This is a genomic window from Paenibacillus sp. MDMC362 (assembly GCF_003269305.1).
In the GTDB taxonomy this organism is placed as follows: Bacteria; Bacillota; Bacilli; order Paenibacillales; family Paenibacillaceae; genus Paenibacillus_AQ.
Window position 1 is genome coordinate 1 of the sequence record NZ_QLYT01000032.1, and the last position, 21,577, is coordinate 21,577.

17 protein-coding genes are annotated in these 21,577 nt (G+C 46.4%); all 17 read right to left on the minus strand.

The features are described from left to right. Window positions 1-595: Gfo/Idh/MocA family protein (locus tag DP091_RS16650; RefSeq protein ID WP_146747008.1), on the minus strand; the 595-nt coding region annotated here is incomplete at its 3' end. Between the two features lie 18 nt (window positions 596-613). After that, window positions 614-1,597 carry a Gfo/Idh/MocA family protein gene (locus DP091_RS16655; RefSeq protein WP_113059355.1) on the minus strand — a complete coding sequence of 328 codons (984 nt, stop codon included), beginning with the start codon at window positions 1,595-1,597 and terminating at the stop codon, window positions 614-616. Window positions 1,598-1,730: 133 nt separating this feature from the next. After that, window positions 1,731-3,422, minus strand: coding sequence for an extracellular solute-binding protein (locus tag DP091_RS16660; protein WP_258394588.1), 1,692 nt, complete (start codon window positions 3,420-3,422; stop codon window positions 1,731-1,733). Between the two features lie 56 nt (window positions 3,423-3,478). Further along, window positions 3,479-4,399, minus strand: a complete 921-nt coding sequence (locus DP091_RS16665) for a carbohydrate ABC transporter permease (protein ID WP_113059357.1) — start codon at window positions 4,397-4,399, stop codon at window positions 3,479-3,481. A 32-nt stretch (window positions 4,400-4,431) separates the two neighbouring features. Next, window positions 4,432-5,382, minus strand: coding sequence for an ABC transporter permease (locus tag DP091_RS16670; protein WP_113059358.1), 951 nt, complete (start codon window positions 5,380-5,382; stop codon window positions 4,432-4,434). A 617-nt stretch (window positions 5,383-5,999) separates the two neighbouring features. Then, on the minus strand, window positions 6,000-7,160 hold the full coding sequence (locus DP091_RS16675) for a GntR family transcriptional regulator (protein WP_113059359.1): 1,161 nt from the start codon (window positions 7,158-7,160) through the stop codon (window positions 6,000-6,002). A gap of 285 nt (window positions 7,161-7,445) precedes the next feature. Then, a complete protein-coding gene (locus DP091_RS16680; RefSeq protein WP_113059360.1) occupies window positions 7,446-8,363 on the minus strand; it encodes a GNAT family N-acetyltransferase in 918 nt (305 codons plus the stop codon). A 66-nt stretch (window positions 8,364-8,429) separates the two neighbouring features. After that, window positions 8,430-9,545 carry a nucleotidyltransferase domain-containing protein gene (locus DP091_RS16685; protein WP_113059361.1) on the minus strand — a complete coding sequence of 372 codons (1,116 nt, stop codon included), beginning with the start codon at window positions 9,543-9,545 and terminating at the stop codon, window positions 8,430-8,432. A 203-nt stretch (window positions 9,546-9,748) separates the two neighbouring features. Next, on the minus strand, window positions 9,749-10,672 hold the full coding sequence (locus tag DP091_RS16690) for a DUF2268 domain-containing putative Zn-dependent protease (RefSeq protein ID WP_113059362.1): 924 nt from the start codon (window positions 10,670-10,672) through the stop codon (window positions 9,749-9,751). A gap of 234 nt (window positions 10,673-10,906) precedes the next feature. Continuing rightward, window positions 10,907-12,616, minus strand: coding sequence for an ABC transporter permease (locus tag DP091_RS16695; RefSeq protein WP_113059363.1), 1,710 nt, complete (start codon window positions 12,614-12,616; stop codon window positions 10,907-10,909). Continuing rightward, window positions 12,613-13,641, minus strand: a complete 1,029-nt coding sequence (locus DP091_RS16700) for an ABC transporter ATP-binding protein (protein ID WP_113059364.1) — start codon at window positions 13,639-13,641, stop codon at window positions 12,613-12,615. Before DP091_RS16700 ends, DP091_RS16695 begins: the two co-directional genes overlap by 4 nt. A gap of 87 nt (window positions 13,642-13,728) precedes the next feature. Then, entirely contained in the window at window positions 13,729-14,847 is a 1,119-nt protein-coding gene (locus DP091_RS16705) for an extracellular solute-binding protein (protein ID WP_113059365.1), read from the minus strand. A 41-nt stretch (window positions 14,848-14,888) separates the two neighbouring features. Next, window positions 14,889-15,707 (minus strand): MBL fold metallo-hydrolase, encoded by an 819-nt coding sequence (locus tag DP091_RS16710; protein WP_113059366.1) that lies wholly within the window; start codon window positions 15,705-15,707, stop codon window positions 14,889-14,891. Between the two features lie 39 nt (window positions 15,708-15,746). Further along, on the minus strand, window positions 15,747-16,898 hold the full coding sequence (locus tag DP091_RS16715; RefSeq protein WP_113059367.1) for a GntR family transcriptional regulator: 1,152 nt from the start codon (window positions 16,896-16,898) through the stop codon (window positions 15,747-15,749). 378 nt (window positions 16,899-17,276) lie between these two features. Continuing rightward, complete coding sequence (locus DP091_RS16720) at window positions 17,277-18,374, minus strand: GerAB/ArcD/ProY family transporter (protein WP_113059368.1); 1,098 nt, start codon at window positions 18,372-18,374, stop codon at window positions 17,277-17,279. A gap of 29 nt (window positions 18,375-18,403) precedes the next feature. Further along, the gene (locus DP091_RS16725; RefSeq protein ID WP_113059369.1) at window positions 18,404-19,627 is read right to left on the minus strand and encodes a Ger(x)C family spore germination protein; all 1,224 of its coding nucleotides are present in this window, start codon (window positions 19,625-19,627) and stop codon (window positions 18,404-18,406) included. A gap of 11 nt (window positions 19,628-19,638) precedes the next feature. Beyond that, window positions 19,639-21,162: a spore germination protein gene (locus DP091_RS16730; protein WP_373456930.1), complete on the minus strand. Its 1,524-nt coding sequence runs from the start codon at window positions 21,160-21,162 to the stop codon at window positions 19,639-19,641. Between the last annotated feature and the right edge of the window lie 415 nt (window positions 21,163-21,577).

Sequence of the window (21,577 nt, forward strand, 5' to 3'; positions counted from 1 at the left end):
GTTCATAGTTATCCATCAACCATAGGATCAGATCCAGGGAGTGGGTTCCAATATCGATCATCGGACCGCCCCCCTGTTTCTCTTTATCGAGAAACACGCCCCATGTCGGCACGCCTCGTCTTCGGGTAGCGACCGCTTTAGCAAAATAGATATCACCGAGTTCCCCATCGGCGATCATCTTCTTTAACAGCTGGCTCTTGGCGTTGGAACGATTCTGGTACCCGACGGTGAGCTTCTTGCCTGTTCGCAAGTGGGCTTTGTACATCGCTTTGGCCTCCGCACCTGTGACGGCCATCGGTTTTTCGCACATAACATGTTTGCCGCTTTCAAGCGCATCAATCGAAATCGCAGCATGCGAGCTGTTCGGTGTTAACACATGGACGACCTCAATCTCTTCCATGGCAAGCAAATCTTTATAATTTGTAAATACCTTTGCGTCTGGCGTGCCGTACTTTTGGGCGGCTTCCTCGGCTCGTTCCGGCTTCAAGTCGCAGAAGGCCACCATCTGTACGTTATCTAACTTGGACAAACACGGCATATGCTTCCCGCCCGCAATCATTCCGCAGCCGATAATCCCGACTTTTACGGTTCTCATGGAATCCCCTCCCCCGCGTTATTTGAACTCTACCGTTCGGTTTTCCTTATGTGCGATGTAGGCCGCTTCCAGCAGCTCCGTCAATTTCGTCCCGTCCTCCAGTCCAAAAGGCATCGGCTTGTCATCAAGCAATGCATCTGCCCATTGCATGATCGGAAGCGGCTGTTCTTTCGGAAGTTGAGCAGGTGAGATCCATCCGGAAAAAGGTAACCCGAGCTTCTTCGAGATGACTCGAACGGAATCATCCGAGATCATCAAAGTGCCCTCCGTACCGTAAATCTCAAGGGCAGAAGGGGTTCTGTACGTCACAAGGCTCGTTTCGACCAATGCGACCGCATTGTTGACGAACTCAATGGAGCACTGCGCGTTATCCTCTACTGCCCGATGGGTGAAGTAATGGAACATGGATGTGATTTTTTTGGGTTTACCGAGCAGCCAACTGGCGATATACATCGGATGACAGCCCAAATCCATCATGGCCCCACCCCCGGTTTGCTTCTCATCATACCAGTAATCGGGGAGCCAATTATTCAGAGCACCGTCGTGGCCGTTACGAATGCGCAGCAGCGTAATGTCCCCTAATATATGGTCATCGACCAGCTGCTTCGCAAACAATTGGTGCGATCTTGTAAGGGCGGGAAAAGAAATGCAGAACTTGACACCTGCTTTACGTACCGCCGCAGAGATCCGATCGCATTCCTCTACGGTCAGAGCCATCGCTTTCTCGGTAAAAATATGTTTGCCTGCCTCCGCGGCAGCGACCATAACGTCGGCATGCATGCTTGTAGGGGCATCCACCACAACGCCATCGATGTCTTCCCTATGAAGCAGCGTATCCAAATCCGCTTCAAAATCCGCTCCCAAGCGGGCAGCCCATTCCCTTCCGCGTTCTGGCTGTTCGTCCCATACGGCCGTGAGCTTCACGTTACCGTGAGATTGCAGCTTTCTTGCGTAATCCTCTGCATGCACATGCCACTTACTTAGCATCGCAACGTTCAACATGCGTTTTCCCTCCAACGTTGATATTTTTACCAAATTTTATTTATCTTCAAAGGGAGGAGGCGTTATAAACAAGGTTAAGAAAGTGATTGGAGATGGAGCGGCACCATCCACACCATCCCTCAATCTTCCTCCATTAGAACCCTACATCATCCCGTTCTGCAGCTTTTTGAGCCACGAACTCCGCCATTTCCTCCACGCCGGCTGCTCTGAATTTTTCCTGAACACTATGAAGCATATTTAGAGCCTCTTCATCGGACGCCGCGAAAAATGCTTTCTTAAATTCCTCATCGAAATTCAAACTGCTGGTTTTATCGATATATTCCTGATATTCAGGCCACTCTCTGGCAAGGTAGCTGGCACTTACTTTGTCTATGATTTTGATCGGCATTCTTGCCGAGAAACTCTCCTCCAGCTTTTGCCACTCCGTTTTTTGATCTTCAGGCGTAGGCCAAGTGACTTCAGAGGAGAAGGCGCCGATGAACCTTCCCGGAAGATAATTGAGTCCTGCGTCTCTTTTCAGATCCGGGTTGTCATCAAATTGTTTTTTCACATCAGAAATCCATTGGGGGATCCCGTTTTCCATGTTGTAGTGCGTACCTTCAATCCCGAAATAAGCCAGCAATCGGCCTTCTTCGCTGTTGACATAATCAATGTACCGCAAAGCCGCATCGGGATCTTTGATGTCCGCGCTTAAGAAAAGGACAGGGAAACCGGAACGGCCCGGCTTTTCCACTTGCGTTCGAATGTTTCCGCTCTTATTCTTCATCGGCCCGAGCAGTTCATATTGCATTTCCGGATTCGTCTTATACAGCGTTTTTTGTAAATCAACTAACATCGGCTGGGCTCCGAATACGGCAAGCTTGCCCGTCGTCAGCTTTTCATTCGCTGTTGTACTTGTATTGTTAAAGGCTTCAAGATCAAACAAACCTTCCGTTAATAACTTCCTCATGTATAACAACCTGGCTTCATGATCCTTCGATTGCGTCCAGTGGATCAGTTTTCCATCCACTTCACGGAAGTCCGAAATCGTGTAATCCGTCCACCCGGCAAGGAATTGGCCGTAATCCCATCCATTCCACATGGTACCGGCCGGGATGACCGGCTTCCCGCCAATATCCTTGAAACCGCCGTCTCTTATCTTGACCAATAGATCATATAGTTCTTCTTGCGTATCAATATCCTCCGCTTTTACATTTAAAGCTTTCAGGATATCTCCCCTGGCAAACAGGCCGTAGTTCCAATTATGAATGCTCTCAGGGGTTCCGTCCGGGGTCTCCGTAGGAATGAGATAAGTCTTGCCCTCAAATTCGGGACTATTGAGATCGAACTCGGCAAAATCCTTCGCAATCCCGGTCGTCACAAGTCTTTTAATATTCGGGTATTTATCGAGATAAGGGGTTAAATCCAGAAGTTGTCCTTCCGTGGCCGCCTTCTTGATGACTTGTCCTTCTCCTCCTGTCGTAGACCAGAAAGGTGCATTAACGATATCCGGAACCGTACCGGAAGCAAAGATGGTGTTTAGTTTTTCTACTTCGCTCGTTGTAATGGATTCCAATTTTAACGTGACCCCGGTTTTCTCCCTGATCTGCCCGGCTACGGGATTATTCTCCTGGTCCTGCGGGAAACCGGCTCCGCCACCGTTCCAAGCACTGAGGAAAGTCAAGGTGACCGGCTTTATTTCTTCAGTCCCTGACTCTGTCGGACCCGGTTCATTTGTCCCCGCTTCCTCTTTTCCGCCCGTTCCCGTGCATGCCGTCATGGTTACGAAAAGCAGCAAAGCGATTAATATCATGCCAAGAACACTCCTGCGCTTGTTCTTCCTCATCCTACAATCCCCTTCCATTGGAAGTTTTATATAAGAGGCTTAGCCTTTTATACCAACTACTCCTTAAGAGAACCTACCAATACGCCTTTTACAAAATACTTCTGAAGAAATGGATACACACAGATGATCGGGGTCGTAATAATGATGACGAACGTCATCCTCAAGGCTTCCGGCGTTACGCCTCGCAGCTCCATCTGCGTTTCGGTCATATTCTGAATCGCGGATCCGCTGTTACCCGACGATGACGTCATCGACTGGAAAGACGCTTCGCTGATCATCTTGTTCAGGAACGTGGCTGCAGGCTGCAGGTTCTCATTCTGTATGAAAAACTGACCGGTAAACCAGTCATTCCAGACGCCCACCCCGACAAACAAGGCAATGGTAGCAAGCACCGGCATCGATAGAGGCAGGATGATTCTTGCAAATACGGACAACTCGCTGGCTCCGTCGATTCGGGCCGATTCCGAGAGACCTTCCGGAATCCCGTCGAAGAAGGTTTTCATAATAATCGCATTGAAGAAATTGTATAGGGACGGCAGCACCAGCACCCAAAACGTATCCAGGATGTGGATTTGCCGGAACAGGATAAACGTCGGGATAAGTCCTCCGCTGAACAAGGTGGTGAAGAAAAAGAAGAATACGATATATTTTCTTCCGGGCAGCCCTTTTCGTGAAAGCGCGTAGGCTAATAAGGCCGTCAAAAATACGGAGGCAACCGTTACGACAAGGGTTCGGGTAATGGAAATATAAAACGAATTTAAGATCAATGTGTTGCTAAAAGCTTTTGCATAGTTTTCTAGTGTAAACACTCTAGGAAAAAAATAGATTCCGCCCTTCATCGCATCGTAGCCGTCATTGAAAGAAAGGGCTAGAAAATAAATAAATGGATAAAGTGCCGTAGCGCAGAATAAAAGCAACACCGAATAGTTAAGCGTCATATATATTTTATCTGCTGGCGTCAGCCTTCTCGCATCCATACACACACCTCCTTATCTTGAGTGCCAGCTGATTACCATAACGATACATTACTCACACGCCTGGATATATTATTGACAGCAACAATGAGCAGCAGCGAAATCGCAGACTTGAATAATCCAATGGCCGTGGAATAAGCTAATTGCCCCTGCTGGAGGCCTGTTTTTAAGACATAGGTGTCCAAGATCTCCGAGACGCTTAATGTTGCTGGGGACTGCATCAGCCAAATTTGGTCAAAGCCCGCGTTCAGTATTCCGCTGAGGGAGAAGATAAGCAAGATGCCGATCGTTGGAGTAAGGCATGGAAGCGTGATCTTAAACAGTTTGCTCCACCTTCCAGCCCCGTCAATTTCGGCTGCTTCATACAAGTGCGGATCGATATTCGTTAACGCGGCTAAATAAATGATCGAACCCCAGCCTACACCTTTCCAGATGTCGGAAATGATGACCAATGGATAGAATAATTCCGGCTTTCCCATAAAAAAGATTGGATCCAAACCCATTTGGTACCGAATGTCATTGATAAGCCCCACGTTCGGTGACAGGATTTTTTGAAGCAAAGTCACGACAACGACCCACGACACGAAGTGCGGCAGATAAGAAATCGTCTGAAATACTCTTTTGATTCTCTTGTGCATGACGGCATTGAGCATTAGAGCCAGGATCAATGGCGCCGGAAATCCAAAAATAAGCTTAAGAGCGCTGATGGATAACGTGTTTCGCAGCACATCGTAAAAGCTGGAATCGTTTAAAAACTGTTCAAAATATTTAAAACCTGCCCACGGACTCCCCAAGATCCCCAGATTGAACTTGAAATCTTTGAATGCGATTAATATGCCGTACATCGGATAGTAAGCAAACACCAGAAACCAGATGATCGCAGGAAGCAAAAATAAATATATATGCCTAAATTGCCATATCTTCGTTAATTTCTTATTCTTTTTCAACTGCTCAAATCCAGGAATAACAACACCTTTTGGTACCATTCTCCGAACACCTCCTCCATCTTCGTCGGATCGGATTTTTACGAATCCATGACCGATAGCCTAAGTACAGAGCCAATGCCCATGGTTTTCGATTTTCGACGATATTTTATCGACTGCCTCCCCCTCCTTGCTGCAAGCGGTTTCATTACGATAGTTTAAATATATTCAATATACTGTAGGAATCATTCCATAATTTCTTCATTTGGATAAAAGTAATCTTCAGATCAATAAAAGTACTGATGGTTTCTTTAAAATAATGAAGCGGGGGTTACATGATATAGGAAGCTGCTGTTGGCCAAGAGGAGACTCCTGTTCTTAGGTTATACATAAACGGGGTAAGACCCACCCTTCTCACGCTCTTCTTTTAGGGCGTTTGCATTCCTTGGTAAGACATATATTATATTCAATATATGTTTAAACAATGGTTTGAAGGGCGTATGCTGATTTCTTAAGTGACTGGATTGGGGGACTTATCGTGGGAGGATTTTATGAGAGAAAGTTGTGGTTGACCTAGCAGAAGAGTCCGGGCAGGCTAGCACTTCCATTGTCAGGGTTCGAATGGAAAGCGTATCGGACTCGTAGATAGGTTACATATATAGGATAAGCGGGTGTGGATATCATGAAGTGAAGAGAACGTGTTTTCCCGTCGTTTCGCCAATCACCAATTCCGGCTCAACGAGGGTTTTAAAGTATTTTCCGTCGTGCCCGTCATCACTGTTAATGACTTCAAGCAGCGTGTAAGCCGCGCGGTAGCCCATGTCTCGTTCAAATTGTTTAACATGAGTGAACGTGCTGTATCCTTCGATGATTGAAGTCGGGTCGTCAAAACTGATGATGGATATGTCCTCAGGCACTTTCAATCCAACTTGGCGCGCAATTTGATAGATTTTCACCCCAAGACTTCCGTTTAGCGTAATATAGGCGGTTGCCATTCGATTTTTGATATAGCGGTACAATGGATGGGTTTCTGCTTGCTCCAGATTTCCGAGTTCAAAACCGGTTACGATGTGGGCGGGGTTAATGAGTGCTCCCTTTTCCTTGAAGGCATTCATATATCCATCGATCCGCTCTTGGACGGTAACGGTTTGTATGGGCGAATCGGAGCATATGGCGATTTCACGATGCCCCAGCTCCCACAGGTAATTGACCGCCATGTTAACGCCAAGCCTGCCGTCTGAAGCTATATAATGCGTTTCCACCCCGGGAAGGTAACGGTCGATGAGAACGAACGGAAACCCCGCAAATTTCATGCTTAAAATTTCCTCGTTGAATAATTCCTCATCAACCGGGAAAATCAGTAACCCTTCGACTCCGATTTTACAACATGTCTTGATCGCCTCTTTTTCCTTATCAATATCGCCCTCTGATAAATAGATAACGCAGCGGTAGTCGCTCTCATTCAGCGCTTGCTGAATGCCTTGTATAAGTCTAATGGTAAAATAGTCATAAATGCTGGGCATAATGAGGCCAATCAACCGCGTCCCCCTTTCTCCGCTAGTTTTAGGAATAGGCTTTACGGCACTTTTTGGAGATGTTGTCGGAATTTCAGATTCAGTTTCACTTACAAAGGTTCCCTTTCCGGGCACCCTGGTTATGATTCTTTCGTTAACCAAGCCGGACAGGGCATTAACGACGGTTATTTTGCTTACTCCGAAACGCTCCATGAGTTCCTTTTCGGTCGGTATACGGTCTCCAGCCTTCAATACTTGCGACGATATCATTTCGCGTATATACTCTTGAACCCTCTGATACAACGGTATTCTTTCCATTGAGCTCATCCAAATCACCACATTTCAATCAATATATTCAATATATACATTACGAAAGAAGCACTCGTTTTATTCCATATCCTTTCATTGTTTGTGAAGAGCCTGGAGAACGCGTCGGATGCGTTCTCCAGGCTCTTCCATTATACTAGAACAAAAAAGCTGCATGCTATACTGCTGTCAAGGTCTATATGTTCTTGTCATCCTGAGCTTGGAGATGATCGCCTATGCCCTGGACGCACAAAATAAACGGACAGTCGAAATCTGATCAACTGTCCGTCCATTAAATCAAGCGCTTCATGAGAATGACTTACACCATACAAACATTTTCCCTAGTTCTTGGAAGCCGACTCTCTTGTAGACGCGCATTGCGTCATCCGGTTCAGGATCCAGGGTCCACATTCCTCCATGATTAATGTAGAGCATGCTGACGCCGATTTCTTTCAAGCGGCGCATACACTCGAATAAGAGGTTTGTCGCCAATCCCCTTCTTCGATGGGTAGAAGCTGTTCCAAACGGCTCTATAATCGCGATGTTGTTTTCGTTGTCGTGCCAGATATTTGCAAAGCCGACAACTGTATTCGCTTCGTCAATTATAACCAAGTCCAAATCCTGATTGTACGTTGGACAGGACATCAAACGGCGGTATATATCCATATCCGGCGCAGTCAACCCAGCTGAACCGTTCATGATCATAACCTTTTGCTCCATAGTATCCGTCTCAATTGGACGAACCTTGAACCCCTCGGGAAAATGAGGCTCCTGATTCGCAGTTTCCAAATCCATGACCCCGGAATACATGTACCATGTATGCTGCTCATATCCCCTTGCCTTTAGCGTCTCGACTCGGGGATGATCTTCGATATAACTCCAAATATAAACTTCCAGTCCACTCCGATCTTCAAGCGAACGACCACAGTAGTGTCTTTCCACCCAGGCGATTATTTCATCTTCCAGGTAAAAGTATTCGGGCCCGGTAAAGATATAAATAATTCGATAATGTCCCGGCCAGATCGCGCCGATGATCATTCCGTCTTCAATTTCGCAGATTGTCAGGCTTTGAAGGAACTTATCACCACCAAAGGCGCGGTTGTAGTCAAAATCTCCAAGACTCGGGTAAAACCGGCGGTTCGGGTCGGCAAACTTTTGGGTGATCAACTTACGAAGCGTCATGTAATCGCTCTCATCCCTATATCGCCGAAATTGTACTGTCACGTCTTCTCACTCTCCGTTTTCTCAACTCAAAACACCCATAACCTTGCCCTTATTATCTACAAATAATCAAAGTCTGCTTACATAAAATGTTTCGAAATCCTCAACAGAGTCGAACTGGTTCATAGATACACCTTCTGATCTAAGGTGATTCTCTAATTGTTCGATCAGCTGCAGGACAGCTATTCGCAATGGTTCGAAATCCTCGGGATCCAGAAGCGCAGTGAGATCCGGATAGCTGAAGCGATGATAATATTCCCGATACTCCCCCAAATCGAAAATGCCAGGCCAGCGGCCTTTTTCGGCTGCATACAAAATACGCGCCAAACCATCTTGTACGCCTGTAGCAACAAAAAAAGCAGTTTCATAGTGGCCTTTTTCACAAGCGGTTAGGAGCTTGTTAAGCATTCCTTTTTCTTCTTCATAGTACCCCTTCATCCAATTTGGGTATGAACGTAAGCCTTTGAGCCTGTTTCTACGTTCTGAAATTAGATGAAGCGTGTCTAAAGCCAGTTTCTCACAAGCAGACTTGATTTCATCTTGTGAATGGCTAAACATCATTGTATCAAGGTAGAAATCCAGTTGGTCCGGCTTAATCGGGAGATTTCTGACTTGCTCGCGGTAATGTCCATACATGCGTGTATAGTACGTTTGGTTTAACAACGCAAGAGATCTAAAAATATTAGCGGCCATTTCTTGCGCCAGTATCCGACAAAAGGGTAAATCCATGGACTCTCCGGCAAGACGGAACTTCATCAAGCCAGTAAAACAATCCCTCATGACAACCTCGGCTCTATTGATCAAAGTTAACGTGTTGGACGGCGCCCCCATGGAAGAGATGGTCTCTCGGAGTTTCATGAATTTTGCCAGGTCTTCTTCGGACCGCACATACATTAGTTCACAATCCGCAATAATGGTCGTACTCCAATCTTCGGATGTTGACATTCTTTCAGCACGATCCCATCCGATAGGCCAAAAATCAAAACTAATACCGTCGATTATAAACTGTAATTCCACTTGTTTCCCTCTAGGTGTGGCCGGAATGAAGAAAAAGTCTAAGTCCGATCGCTCCGTCGCCCTCCCCTGCAAATAGGACCCGTAATATCCGACAATCGCAACATCCTGCGGGTAATGGGTCTTAATATGTTTGACAATGATATCGGCTACAGCAAAAACATCAACCATCAAATCACCTCCTTGTACATACTTCTCTTGATCACGATAGGAATTTCTAATCATGGCATATGCTGATCGTATCGCTCATTATAGTGGCTGTACTTCAAGTTTAGGTTGTTATCCAGTAAGTGTAAAAGGAAACGATAATTATAAACAAACATTCTAGCATCCTGATACGGACAGCTAAATGCTATAATTTTGAACTTCTAATTCTAGCTAATTATGGTTTCTTCATCCCAAAATTCTTTTACTTCGTCTAGGATTTGAGCAGCAGGCGTTATGGTGGCCTCGAAAATCGTTTTTCCGGTTTTTCGTAAATAATATTGGATTAAATGGTATCCGCAAGCGTATCCGGCACTATAAGGCATGTTGACCGGTGTAAAGTTTTGAAGTTTTGCGATCTCGTCACCGTAAAGATAAGGAGCAAATTGGTCAAACCCCGTTATTTGCAATTTCTCTCTAAGCACAGGCTTTATGCGCGTGTTAAGCGTTTCTGCGTTAGTTTTCGTTACCCAAGGACCGAGCAATTCTTCTCCAAACATGAACGTCGCATAGTTTTCAGCTAATCCTTCACTTACAATGAGCTCGCCCAAATTAACGGTGTGATCCCACTGAATAAATTGATAACGCACATTATGGTTGCATTCGTGCGCCAGCGAAGCCTTCATTCGAGGAATCGTGTACTCATTTGGCAAGAGTGTACCCCAGATAAACCCGGGAATGCCTCCAAAGCCGCTATATCCTTCGTTTATTACTAAAGCGCGGCTTTCCGGATTCCCTAGTTGGATCGTAAACAAATAATCGGTTACAGGGAGGTTTATTTCATGCTCTGCGAATAGATGCAGGCTTTTCTTCACAGCATGCTCACACTCTGACCAAAATGATTCGGACGAAATCAGCTCGATCTCTGCCGAAATCTGAGGTGTAATCTGTTCTGGGGATCGATGCATCATGCTATTAAACGTAATAACGTCAAAACCATTCGCCTCTTCAGCTTTAAAAGGGATCTGTTGAATTTCCCATTGTTTCATAAAGGGAGCCATCAATTCGTTTCTGAATAATTCAAGCTTTTCCTCGGGCGAAGCTAGAGCAACTTTTTGATAAATATGATCTGATCGCAGTGATTTAATATTCATTTCTCACACTCCTAGTCATGTATTCATAGAGATAATACACAAACATCATATTTGAAAAGAAGACATCGATGATAGACCAACTATAGATATATTCATTTATTACCCTCTTAGCTCAAATGGAAAAGGGAGCAGCTGCCGCGGCATCATCTGCTCCCAAGTCATTCAACTCGATCCTTGTTTATTTGTGGTAATGCAAGCCGGGCAAGTCCCTATGTGGCACGTTAACCCGGCAACTCAAGATCTGCTGTTTCTTCCATATACGAAATATAAAGTAACGGATGACATGATCATCAATATCACCGAATAAACCAAGGTCAACGCTTTGGTATCCGCTAGCGCCTGAGCATCCGTGCTGTTCTTGATGACGATTCCTAACGGCTGATACAAAGGATGATAGAGGAACACGGTTACGTCATAATCGGCCAAAATTCCGTTGAAATTCAAGGCAAGAACAGCTAGCGTCGATGGCAGAATGATCGGCAGCAATACTTTTCTGAACGTATAAAACGGTTTGGCACCCAAATTCCTTGCAGCGTCTTCCAAATTGCTGTCCAAGCTGAAGAAGGAGGCCTTGACCATTCGCAGGGTAAAAGGAATATGGATGATGACATACGCAATCAGAAGCATCCAGACCGTGCCAACCAGCACCGTATTCCCGATCATCAGCTTCGGCGTGTTAAAGGTTACGATCAGTCCGATCGCAATCAGCGTTGACGGCAGAATCCACGGAATCAGCAATGCGTATTCCAGGGCAAGCGCCCACTTGTTCTTGTATTTATGCAATATCCTTGACGCAACCAGCGCCAATGCGACCACAATGACCGAGGCAGCTGCGGCATATAGAATACTTACTAGGTAAGGCTTGAATGCCGACATGGATGAAAACACTTGAATGTAATTATCCAACGTGAAGCTGTTCAAACTTAACGTGGCGGTAGAGATACTGGCCGCATCGGTGAACGAAAAGATGATGATCAGCAAAACCGGAACGATGTAGAGAACAAACAGGCCGTAAGCCAGAATATGAGCGGCTAAGTTCCCGGATTTGCTGCGGATTTTTTGCTTGACCAGCTCCGATTTGACTTTGGAGACCGACATGAAGTTGCCTTTACGTTCGAATCGGATCATTACGGTCAACAACACCAGCGTGGCCACTCCGAGAATTAGGGCCAGCAGCGCAGCCAAATCTCTTGACGTCATGCTTCTCGAGAACGTCAGAATCATCGGCGTAATCGTCTGGAATTCCTTGCCCCCGAGGATAAGCGGAGCGGACGTGGCAGCCAGGCCGGTGAGAAAAGTCAGAATCGTCAGCGCATAGATCGTGGGCTTCAGGACCGGGAGCACGACCCGCCATAGGATATACCCAGTAGACGCCCCCATATTTCTCGCTGCTTCCACCGTTTGAAAGTCGATTTTGCGAATCGCATTGCTCAGAAACAGGAAGTGGTTGGACGTGCAGGCGAACGTCATGACGAATAGAACCGCCCAGTAGCCGTGAAACCATGTCGTATTAAACGAAGGGAACAATTGCACCAGGAGCTTGGTCATAAACCCCGCTTCGCCATAAACGAATTTATAGCCGGACACCAGCACGACGCCGCTGTAAATCAGGGTCGTAAAATAACCCAATCGCAGAATCTTCGCGCCTTTGATATCGAAGTATTCCGAAATCAACACCAGCGTAATCCCCACCACATTTACCGTAATAACAAGGGAAAAAGCGAGAATAAAGCTGTTATATAAACTTCGCATCGCGCGTTCGGACGACAGCAGCTTCTCTGCCGCTTCCAGCGTAAATTTGCTGTCCTTCATGAAAATTTCGCCGTAAATATTCAAGTTCGGATAAATCAGAAAGGCAATGACAAACCAGACAATCAACCCGTATAAGAGGATCGATACAGGGTTTATGGAAGCCAGCCGGGTGCTCAGGTTCCGGGCATTCATGCTTCCCCCTCCCTCATCGGATATTGCAAAATATCGCGGATCGGGAGGTAGATGTCTACATCGTCGCCGACCTCATGATGGACGAGCCGGCTTTCTATTTCGATGGTCTTTAACCGTCCGCCGCCGGCAATCTCCAATACGTACTTGCTGTATAAACCGTAAAATTCCCGGTCCGCGATCCTGCCTTTCAATTGGACCGTATCGATACCCTGCAGGGGCTGCAGACTTACCTTCTCATTGCGGATATAGGCGATATTCCCTGGCCGGACAACATCATTCAACCGGCTGTTCTCTACCATCCGCGGATCGATCCGATTAATATCCCCGATGAAATTGCACACAAACTCCGTTTGGGATTGATTGTAAACTTCCATGGGCGTGCCCACTTGCTCCAGGACCCCATGATTGAATACTCCGATCCGGTCGGACAGCGTTAACGCTTCTTCCTGGTCGTGCGTGACATATATCGTTGTGATCCCGAATTTCTTCTGCAATTGTTTCAGCTCATTGCGCAGCTGCACCCGCAGCTTGGCGTCCAAGTTGGATAAAGGTTCGTCCAGCACCAAGATGCTCGGCTGCAAAACCAGCGCCCTGGCTATCGCAACACGCTGCTGCTGACCGCCGGATAGTTCCGATACCTTCTTGAACAGCTGATCATCTTTCAAATCAACCTTCCGGGCAATGTCCCGCACCTTCTGATCCAAATCCGCCTTGGGTAACTTCTTGACTCGCAAGCCGAAAGCGATATTCTCGTACACATTCATCGTTGGAAACAGCGCATAGCTTTGAAATACCATCCCGATCTCTCTTTTTTCGATCGGTAACCGGGTAATGTCGACGTCTTTCAGCAGGATCTGTCCGCTTGTAGGCATAATAAACCCGACCAGACTGCGAAGGGTCGTCGTCTTCCCGCAGCCTGAGGGACCGAGGAACGTGAAGAATTCCCCCTCCTGAATATGCAAATTAAGGTTTTTGACCGCATGAAATTCTCCGAATTTAATGTCAACGTTCTGGAATGTAATCATATTATTCTCTTCCTTTTTGTTGTACTTGAATGAACGGCTGCATATTGGCATCCCCAACATGCAGCCGGCTTGACTCCATTCCGTTACTTAATGCATAATCTCCAACTCGATTTTCTCCGCCCACAGATCCATGTTTTCGGCAATAAAAGCCCAATCGAAATCTTGTGGTTTTAACGAAGTAAACAGCTCCTTGACGGACTCATTGGCTTGCTCGACCGCTTTCGTATTTGCCGGCATGGCATTGAACTCAGCCGCAAATTCCCCTTGAACTTCGCTGGATCCGAGCCATTCCACGAACCGCTCCGCCGTTGCCTGCTTCTTCGTTCCGTTCACGATTGCCGCATGTTCCACGACCATAGGCACGCCGATTTCCGGACTGACAATGCCTGCTTTCACGTTATATTGCTCTTCCTTCTGCTGCAGGGTTCCGGAGACGAGCGCTCCTAGCGGCGTTTTACCGCTGGCCAAATTGGCATAAAAGTCTTCGCCCTCGACTGCGCCGACGCCGTTGTCATACAATTGCTGAATTTCGTTCCAGCCTTCCTCGGATACGCCGAGATCACCATTCGGATCTTGGAAACGGGTCAGAATCCCCGCTACAATAAGGCGAGGCGTATTTTGTCCAAGCAGCGTAGGAGCTTCGTACTTCCCTTTGTACGCATCGTTCTTATAAAGATCCGTCCAGTCCTTTGGCGCGGTTTCGGCCGTGAATTCGTTCGGGTTATAACCAAGCAGAATCGCTTGCTTCACAAGACCATGATAATAGCCTTCCGGATCGTTTAAGCCCTGCTCAACATCGCTGGCCCAGCTTGGAACAAACTTAGCCAGAGCGTCTTCCTTTTTCAAATTCTCATAAAGCATATTATTCAATCCGTATACAACGTCCGCGATCGGGTTGTTCTTCTCGGCAATCAAGCGGTTCGTCAAGTCGGCGCCGCCCGCTCCGACAATTTCGATGTCAAAGCCCGCACCTTTCGCTTTCTCGATCAGCCATTCGCCGCGGCCGTCAGAGTTCGCATTCGTGTACACGATCAGCTTCTCATTCTGATCTGGTTCCGTAGACGAAGATTCCGATGAAGCCGGTGTTCCGGCCGACGCTCCGGACTCCGAATTGCCGCCGTTTGCATTGCCGGCATTGCTGCCGCCTCCGCAAGCCGATACAATCACACACATAATGAGAAGTAACGCCATTGAAAGTTTTCTCATGATTCTCTTAACACTCCTTTGATCGTTTCATTTTGTTTGGTTTAAATGTTGATGATCAACCCGTCATATGCCGGCAAAATTCCGACGGGACTGAAGATGCGGACAAAATCCTCATGAAGCAGCTTCGAATTATGGCTAAAATGTGTAACAACGATTTGGCCTTCAGGCTTCAATATGTTTTCTTTACGGAACTCGCGCTGGGCTTCCAGCACCGTTTCCACGCACATATGATTGCGGTCGCGGGCGTTCCCCGTATATCCATGCGTGCAGTCGAGGATGGCACAATCCAGATTTTTGTCCTTTAACCATGCCCATGTCGCATCCGGAAACCAGCCCGAATCATGCCCGTACAGCAGTCTTTTTCCATCCTTTTCAATCACGTATAACAGACAGGTTTCCATGGGGTCATGATCCGCCAGCAATGGCGTTACCGTTACATCCCCCATAGCGAAGGTCTCGTACGGGCGCAACAGATGAAATTGATATCTTTGTCCTTCAAAGCGGCCGATGGCGGCCCGCGTGTGGTGCATCACGGTACCATTCCCATAAATGTGCATCGGATGCTGGAGGCCATGCGCAATCCCTTCCCTGCGGCATTCCAGATCTGCCGCATTGAAATGGTCCGAATGCGAATGCGTGACGAGCAGGTGCTCGATTGCCCCCAGATCAATATGGTCCCGCAATGCCTGCATATAGGAATCCGGAGAATAGTCAAACTTGATGACATCGTCCATGATGGCGGAAGTTCGTGTGCGGATATTTTTCCCTCCAAGCTCCCGCGCCTTGTTGCAATGCTCGCAGCGGCAAAATGCATTGGGGAATCCCTCTGCGGCTGCGGTTCCTAGAAAGTGAATTTTCAAAGTCATTTCTCCTTGCCATGCAAACTGTAGTGATCCATTCTAGGTCCTGGACAGAACGGATTGTCGTTCTACAATCGATGTTTGAATTTTAATGGTAATTGGATTCTCGTTGGAGTTGCCCACGCGTTTCATCAGCAAATCAACGGCCGATCGAGCTAGCTTCTCGGTATCTTGTCGAACCGTCGTAAGCGGGGTTGGAATATATGCCGCTAACAGGATATCGGAGAACCCGACGATGGACAGCTTATCAGGAACCGGAATACCCATTTGCAATGCGGTATGAATGGTCGAGATGGCGACATGGTCATCCCCGCACATGATGGCCGTCATCCGGGGGTTGTCCTGAATAAACCGCTCCTGCTCCGGATCGAGCTCATTAATGCGGCTGGTATCACAAGCAACGCTTCGAAAATGAATGTTCTGATACTTGACCGGAATTTTATGGTCGAGCAGCGCTTGGATATAGCCTTGGTACCGCTCCTTCCTGCTTGTGATATGATCAATCGCGTTCGAAGTGTATCCGACTTCCCGGTGCCCCTTCTCGATCAAATACTTGGTCATTTGATAAGAGCCCATATAGTGATCGTGATACACGCAATCGATCTCCACTTCATGAAAAATACGATCGATGATCACCAGCGGCAGTTTGCGAAGCTTTAATCGCAATACCTGATCGCTGCAGGTCTTCCGCCCTTGGGGAAACAGAATGATACCGGTAATTCCTCCTTCGGCCAACCTCTCCAGACAAAGATCCTCATCGTCGCAGTCCTTCGTCATTTTTAGGATGAGGTCGCACCCGTGCTTTCGGACTTCAGCCTCGGCGGCGGCAATAATTCTGGAAGTGTAATCGGACAGATGGGGCAAGATGAGCGCGATCTGTCCGAACGGCCTCTCCACGTCCGGCGCCGCCTCGGTGCCCTGGGTAGAAATCCCTGCATCGGCCATCAATCCGTCTTGTGGCTGGGCAAGGAATGTCCCTCTCCGGGGCAGGCGATACACCAAACCCTGCTCGGCCAGCTTTTGAAGCGCCAGCTTGCTTGTCATTCGGCTCACGCCGAACAGCTTGGCAAGCTCTCCTTCGGATGGAACCGGATCATGAGGCCGCAGCCTGCGGCTCTTAATGATCTCGATTACCTGATCAGCCACCCGGTGATATAATTGATTCTGTTTAATCAAACGTACATCTTTCATCAAATTATCCCTCAAATCATTGAGTCGACTCGTATCCGCAAGGGATCTAATTTGACGTTAAGTTATGTCACTGACATATTCAATGATATATATGTAAAATTCTCGTAAATTCTATGTTAAATCGCAATTCTGCGTTCCAGAATCAAGTAATACATATCAGTGATATATTAATCGCTTCACATGTTTGCTTACAAGGTGCACTACAACATGCAAACTTATTGCGGCTTTTACGAATAACGAAAGAAAAACCAGCCGGTTAGGCAGGTTTTTTAGAGTTTGATCCTAAATGGATAGATTGTTTTTTACATATCTGAGCGAGAAACCATTCGAGATTCCAGTCTCGAAACATTAGCTTTCATCTTAAAACAGAAGTGATATCTAACTATACGCCCTCCTGTTTTTCTTCCGAATTAGCATGGTCAGGAAAAGAAGGCCAGGAAGAGCAATCTGGAAGATGGGCCAGACATATACCAAGGCTACATTTAGACCGAACCATAAAAATTCGGTTAACCTTGGAGTGAGAAACGTAAGAGCATATATAATGATGCTCAGTAACAGCAACGCAGCTTTATATTTAAAGGAGAAAATTGTCTGCAACCCGATGACCGCACCAAACATAAAACCCGCCGTTTTGATTCCGATTCCAATAAATATAACCAACGTAAACAGAACATCAGCCCTCTCAACTATATTCGCGAGCTCAATTAGTTGAGTAACCTCAAATAAAGGATAGGTGCTTGATGCGGCCAATTCTGGGCCTAGAACTAGAATTGTTACTTCATTTATCACAACAAGGAACAGCGCAGTGACCCAATAAACAATGATGATCGACCGTTTTAATTTACGTTTATCCGTGACAATCTTAAACAACACAAGAAAGAGAACCGTCTGGCCGAAAGGAAAGGACATAATCTCGGGAATAGCAGCTTTTATTATGGGAGTTATGCCATTCTCTAATACAGGAAATAAAAATTCAAAGTGAATGAGTCCCGTAAAAGGAGTAAGCACAAGTATTGATCCATAGCCAAACACCATCAAAATCAGAAATAGATGACATAGAAGGAACCAAACTCTTGGTCCAAATCGTACCACATCGGCACAGACAACTAGTGCAATCAACGTAATAACTGCAGTAGGTGTCCTGTTCAGCAGTGTTAATGTTCCGAGCTCACCAATGTCCCTGACAGTCCTGGAAGCTTCGTAAGTAAAGTAACCGACGAACAGAAGTCCGCCAAGACTGCCAATCCATTTTCCCCAATAATGGCATAGGAGCTCGTACAAATTTCGCTCCGGATCAAGTTTGTGTATGGATAGGTACATTATAAGGAGTACGAAGCCCGCTAGAGCACCTATCGACATGGCCAGCCAAGCATCCTGTTTGGCTGAAGCTCCCAATAGGAATAACGTTGTACTGCCAACTTGAAACAGGGAGAAGGCGATCGCTAACCCCGATACCCGGGTAACGGTTATCCTCATACTTATTAGTTCCCTTCATTACAAATGAGTTAGGTTTCACTTCCGATATGTTTTTGCAAGAGTCCCGGCCGCAAAATTTTTGCCTTCACTCGAATATCCAGTTCCATCTTCTTGAATTCCTGATTCCAATTTCTTTTCACAGTCTTCCATTGCCTCGGGAACTTTCGGTGAATCCGGTCAGCAAATCCAGTTGCATCCACACCAAGTTCCTGAAGTTTAGCCCAACCGTCATCAATTGTTTTGGTGACTTCTTTTGCTATCTCTTCTTCCATTTCATGTATGGTCTTCGTTTTGGAAACGTCCTTAGTACAGGTGGTATCAATTAATCCTCCCTTAATGTTAACCCTTACCTGCATGGTGTAATGAGAACTCGTTTTTCTAGGAGTAAGCTTCACATCCGCGGAGTCTATCCTTAAGGAAGTATACTCTTTCTTGCCGGGTTGCTGTCTGCATGGGAATGAAATCTCGGCACGCTTAACCTTTTGAGACAAATAAGATACACCAAGACTTTCTTCCTTGTTTAGAAACCCTTTAAGTTTTCCGTTTTGGAACACCCCCAATTTAGTTAATGCAAGCTTCATCGGGGGCGATGTCTTTTTGAAAACGTCCAGACTTTCTGCCTCCTTCTCATTCTTATGACTTCTCTCTCCGATCAGTTCAGCAACCGGTACCCCGATGGATTTGGAGTCCGAGTTCATGCTCAATGCGAAATCATAAACTCTAACTTTAGGAAACAACGATAAATAGTCGCTTTCGTTGTCGATCAAATCGGACATAGCGGCACCTTGAATTTTTTCAGGGACCGATAATTTCTTTATTAGACTGGATGCTAGTCCATCCGTGAGGACCATAGACACCATTTCTCTGGATTCCGTATTGCGCAAATAAAAATCGATTACACGGTCCATTCCAAACTCAGCCGCTTTTTTTCCAATATAAATAACACGGTTATGTGCTACGTAAATTCGTCTGGATGTTTCCAAATTACTATATGATAACGCCTCATTATAGGTTTTGGCTTTTACAGAGTATACATGGAACGCCGGTTGTGAAGCCCCTCCCGATCCTCCTGTTCCGCTTGTAATGGCGGAGGGAAGAATAACCTGATAGGAAACCAACCACTGACCGTCGTCCATCATATCTACACCTGTAGCAGCAGTTACCCACAGCTCATTCAGTTCGACTCGGTTCCAACACCCCGTCATACTAAATAATAAGGCCATGATCATCATGTATCTACCTAATCGAGCCACATTTTGCCTCCTTATGCCATTGGATCTTTCTCGTGCTCCCCTGCTTGTTCTGCAAACGACTCCTGTTCCGAACTCTGCCTCTTTAGATTTGAATCTCCTAACATCACGGGTCGGTTCTTCATTTTCCACCAAGGTACACGTACAAACAGATCTTTCAGGTTGCTTTTATTGAAAGGTGCGATCGGCAGCATATAAGGAACACCAAACGAATTCAAAGATACTAATCGAACAAGGATGGGAACCAAGCCTGCCAATACACCATATAAACCGAACGAACCTGCCAGCAGCATAAGTACAAACCGGAGTAACCGAACCGAACCCGACATATTGATAGCTGGGAGCACAAAGTTGCTGATGGCCGTAAAGGAGACAACAATGACCATAGCTGCAGAAACCAATCCAGCCTGAACTGCAGCTTGTCCAAGAACCAACGCACCAACGATAGAGATGGCCGGCCCAATGGCCCTTGGCATCCGAGTTCCCGCTTCACGTATTACTTCGAATGTCAATTCCATAACCATCGCTTCAAGCAGTGCAGGCAGTGGAGTGTTCTCTCTCTGTGCCGCCAGAGTAATTAGCATAGTTGTAGGCAACATTTCCTGGTGAAACGTAGTTGTCGCAATATAGAACGAGGGCAATAGCAATGCCAGACAAAAGGATGCCATCCGAATGATCCGAAGGAAAGATGCCAGATCATAACGCTGGTAGTAATCCTCACTGGATGCCATAAACCGAAAAAAAGTTACGGGAGCAGTCAGCACAAATGGGGTACCGTCAACTAATATCGCCACCAGCCCTTCAAGTAAGCTGCCTGCAACAGCATCCGGACGCTCGGTGTTGTACATGGTTGGAAATGGCGTCCATACACCGTCTTGAATAAACTCCTCAATATATCCACTTTCGAGAATACTATCGGTATCGATGGAGTCTAATCGTCTCGATATTTCCATGACCACCTCCGGGTCTGCAATACCCCGTATATACGCCACCGCTACCTTCGTCTGAGTGTATGTACCTATATTTCGAGAATCAATATGGAGTTCAGTTGATTTAATCTTTCTCCGGAGGAGTGCGATGTTAGTGGATATATCCTCAGTAAACCCCTCTTTAGGGCCCCGAATCACCGTCTGTGATGACGGCTCTTCGACTGCTCTTTTAGGTCCACCGCTGATTGAAGCAGCAAAGGCCTTTGAGCTCCCTTCGACAAGAAGAGCAACTTGTCCATTTAGAACAGAGTGGATAAGGTCTTTCTCGTTTTCGATACAGGTTAAACTTCCGATTGGGATATGATCCATCAACCAAGTTTCGACATTTTGTTCAGATACAGATCCATTTCGGATTCCTGCAGTGAGATCCTCCAGCAGTGCTGTTAGAATTTGCTGATCGACCAGGCCTTCAATGAAACTTACTGCCAGTACTGGATTGCCCTCTTCATTTCCCCAACAACGAAGTGCGAAATCTGTGCTATGATCCATTGACTGCTTTAGCATGGTAACATTGTTCTTAAGTGTACAACTCAGTGCCTTAGGTAACATGGTTGACTTCTTTTCATTGACTTGCTCGTGGTTCCCTCCATTTTTAGATTGTGGCGGGTAATTAAACAGCCAATTTTTAAACTTCTGAATCACATTACTTTCCCCTTTTAGATAGCGGTCAATTTATAATATGCTACTATTTGACATAATATATTCTCGGATCTTGTCATGGCCTTTAAAGGTCATACAAAAATGCACCCCTTAGAATTTCAATAGTTAAACCGAAGGTTTATCCCAATGTATTCTATGGGGGCACTTCAATTCGAACAGGGTCTCATACCCTTGGTCTATGCCGGTTCTTTCTTGAACTGCATCATCCGGTGGATTACCGCGGGGCCGTTGCACGTGCGATTACTTTCGCAATCGATCAATCGGCCGATGTGGATATCAACGAGATATCCTACGGTACAGGTCT

What these genes read in the sequence shown, in the direction of transcription:
- DP091_RS16690 (WP_113059362.1), bottom strand. Translation starts at nt 10,672, where the DNA reads ATGAATATTAAATCACTGCGATCAGATCATATTTATCAAAAAGTTGCT.
- DP091_RS16675 (WP_113059359.1), bottom strand. Translation starts at nt 7,160, where the DNA reads ATGAGCTCAATGGAAAGAATACCGTTGTATCAGAGGGTTCAAGAGTAT.
- DP091_RS16695 (WP_113059363.1), bottom strand. Translation starts at nt 12,616, where the DNA reads ATGAATGCCCGGAACCTGAGCACCCGGCTGGCTTCCATAAACCCTGTA.
- DP091_RS16660 (WP_258394588.1), bottom strand. Translation starts at nt 3,422, where the DNA reads ATGAGGAAGAACAAGCGCAGGAGTGTTCTTGGCATGATATTAATCGCT.
- DP091_RS16685 (WP_113059361.1), bottom strand. Translation starts at nt 9,545, where the DNA reads ATGGTTGATGTTTTTGCTGTAGCCGATATCATTGTCAAACATATTAAG.
- DP091_RS16715 (WP_113059367.1), bottom strand. Translation starts at nt 16,898, where the DNA reads ATGAAAGATGTACGTTTGATTAAACAGAATCAATTATATCACCGGGTG.
- DP091_RS16665 (WP_113059357.1), bottom strand. Translation starts at nt 4,399, where the DNA reads ATGGATGCGAGAAGGCTGACGCCAGCAGATAAAATATATATGACGCTT.
- DP091_RS16720 (WP_113059368.1), bottom strand. Translation starts at nt 18,374, where the DNA reads ATGAGGATAACCGTTACCCGGGTATCGGGGTTAGCGATCGCCTTCTCC.
- DP091_RS16705 (WP_113059365.1), bottom strand. Translation starts at nt 14,847, where the DNA reads ATGAGAAAACTTTCAATGGCGTTACTTCTCATTATGTGTGTGATTGTA.
- DP091_RS16670 (WP_113059358.1), bottom strand. Translation starts at nt 5,382, where the DNA reads ATGGTACCAAAAGGTGTTGTTATTCCTGGATTTGAGCAGTTGAAAAAG.
- DP091_RS16700 (WP_113059364.1), bottom strand. Translation starts at nt 13,641, where the DNA reads ATGATTACATTCCAGAACGTTGACATTAAATTCGGAGAATTTCATGCG.
- DP091_RS16730 (WP_373456930.1), bottom strand. Translation starts at nt 21,162, where the DNA reads ATGTTACCTAAGGCACTGAGTTGTACACTTAAGAACAATGTTACCATG.
- DP091_RS16655 (WP_113059355.1), bottom strand. Translation starts at nt 1,597, where the DNA reads ATGTTGAACGTTGCGATGCTAAGTAAGTGGCATGTGCATGCAGAGGAT.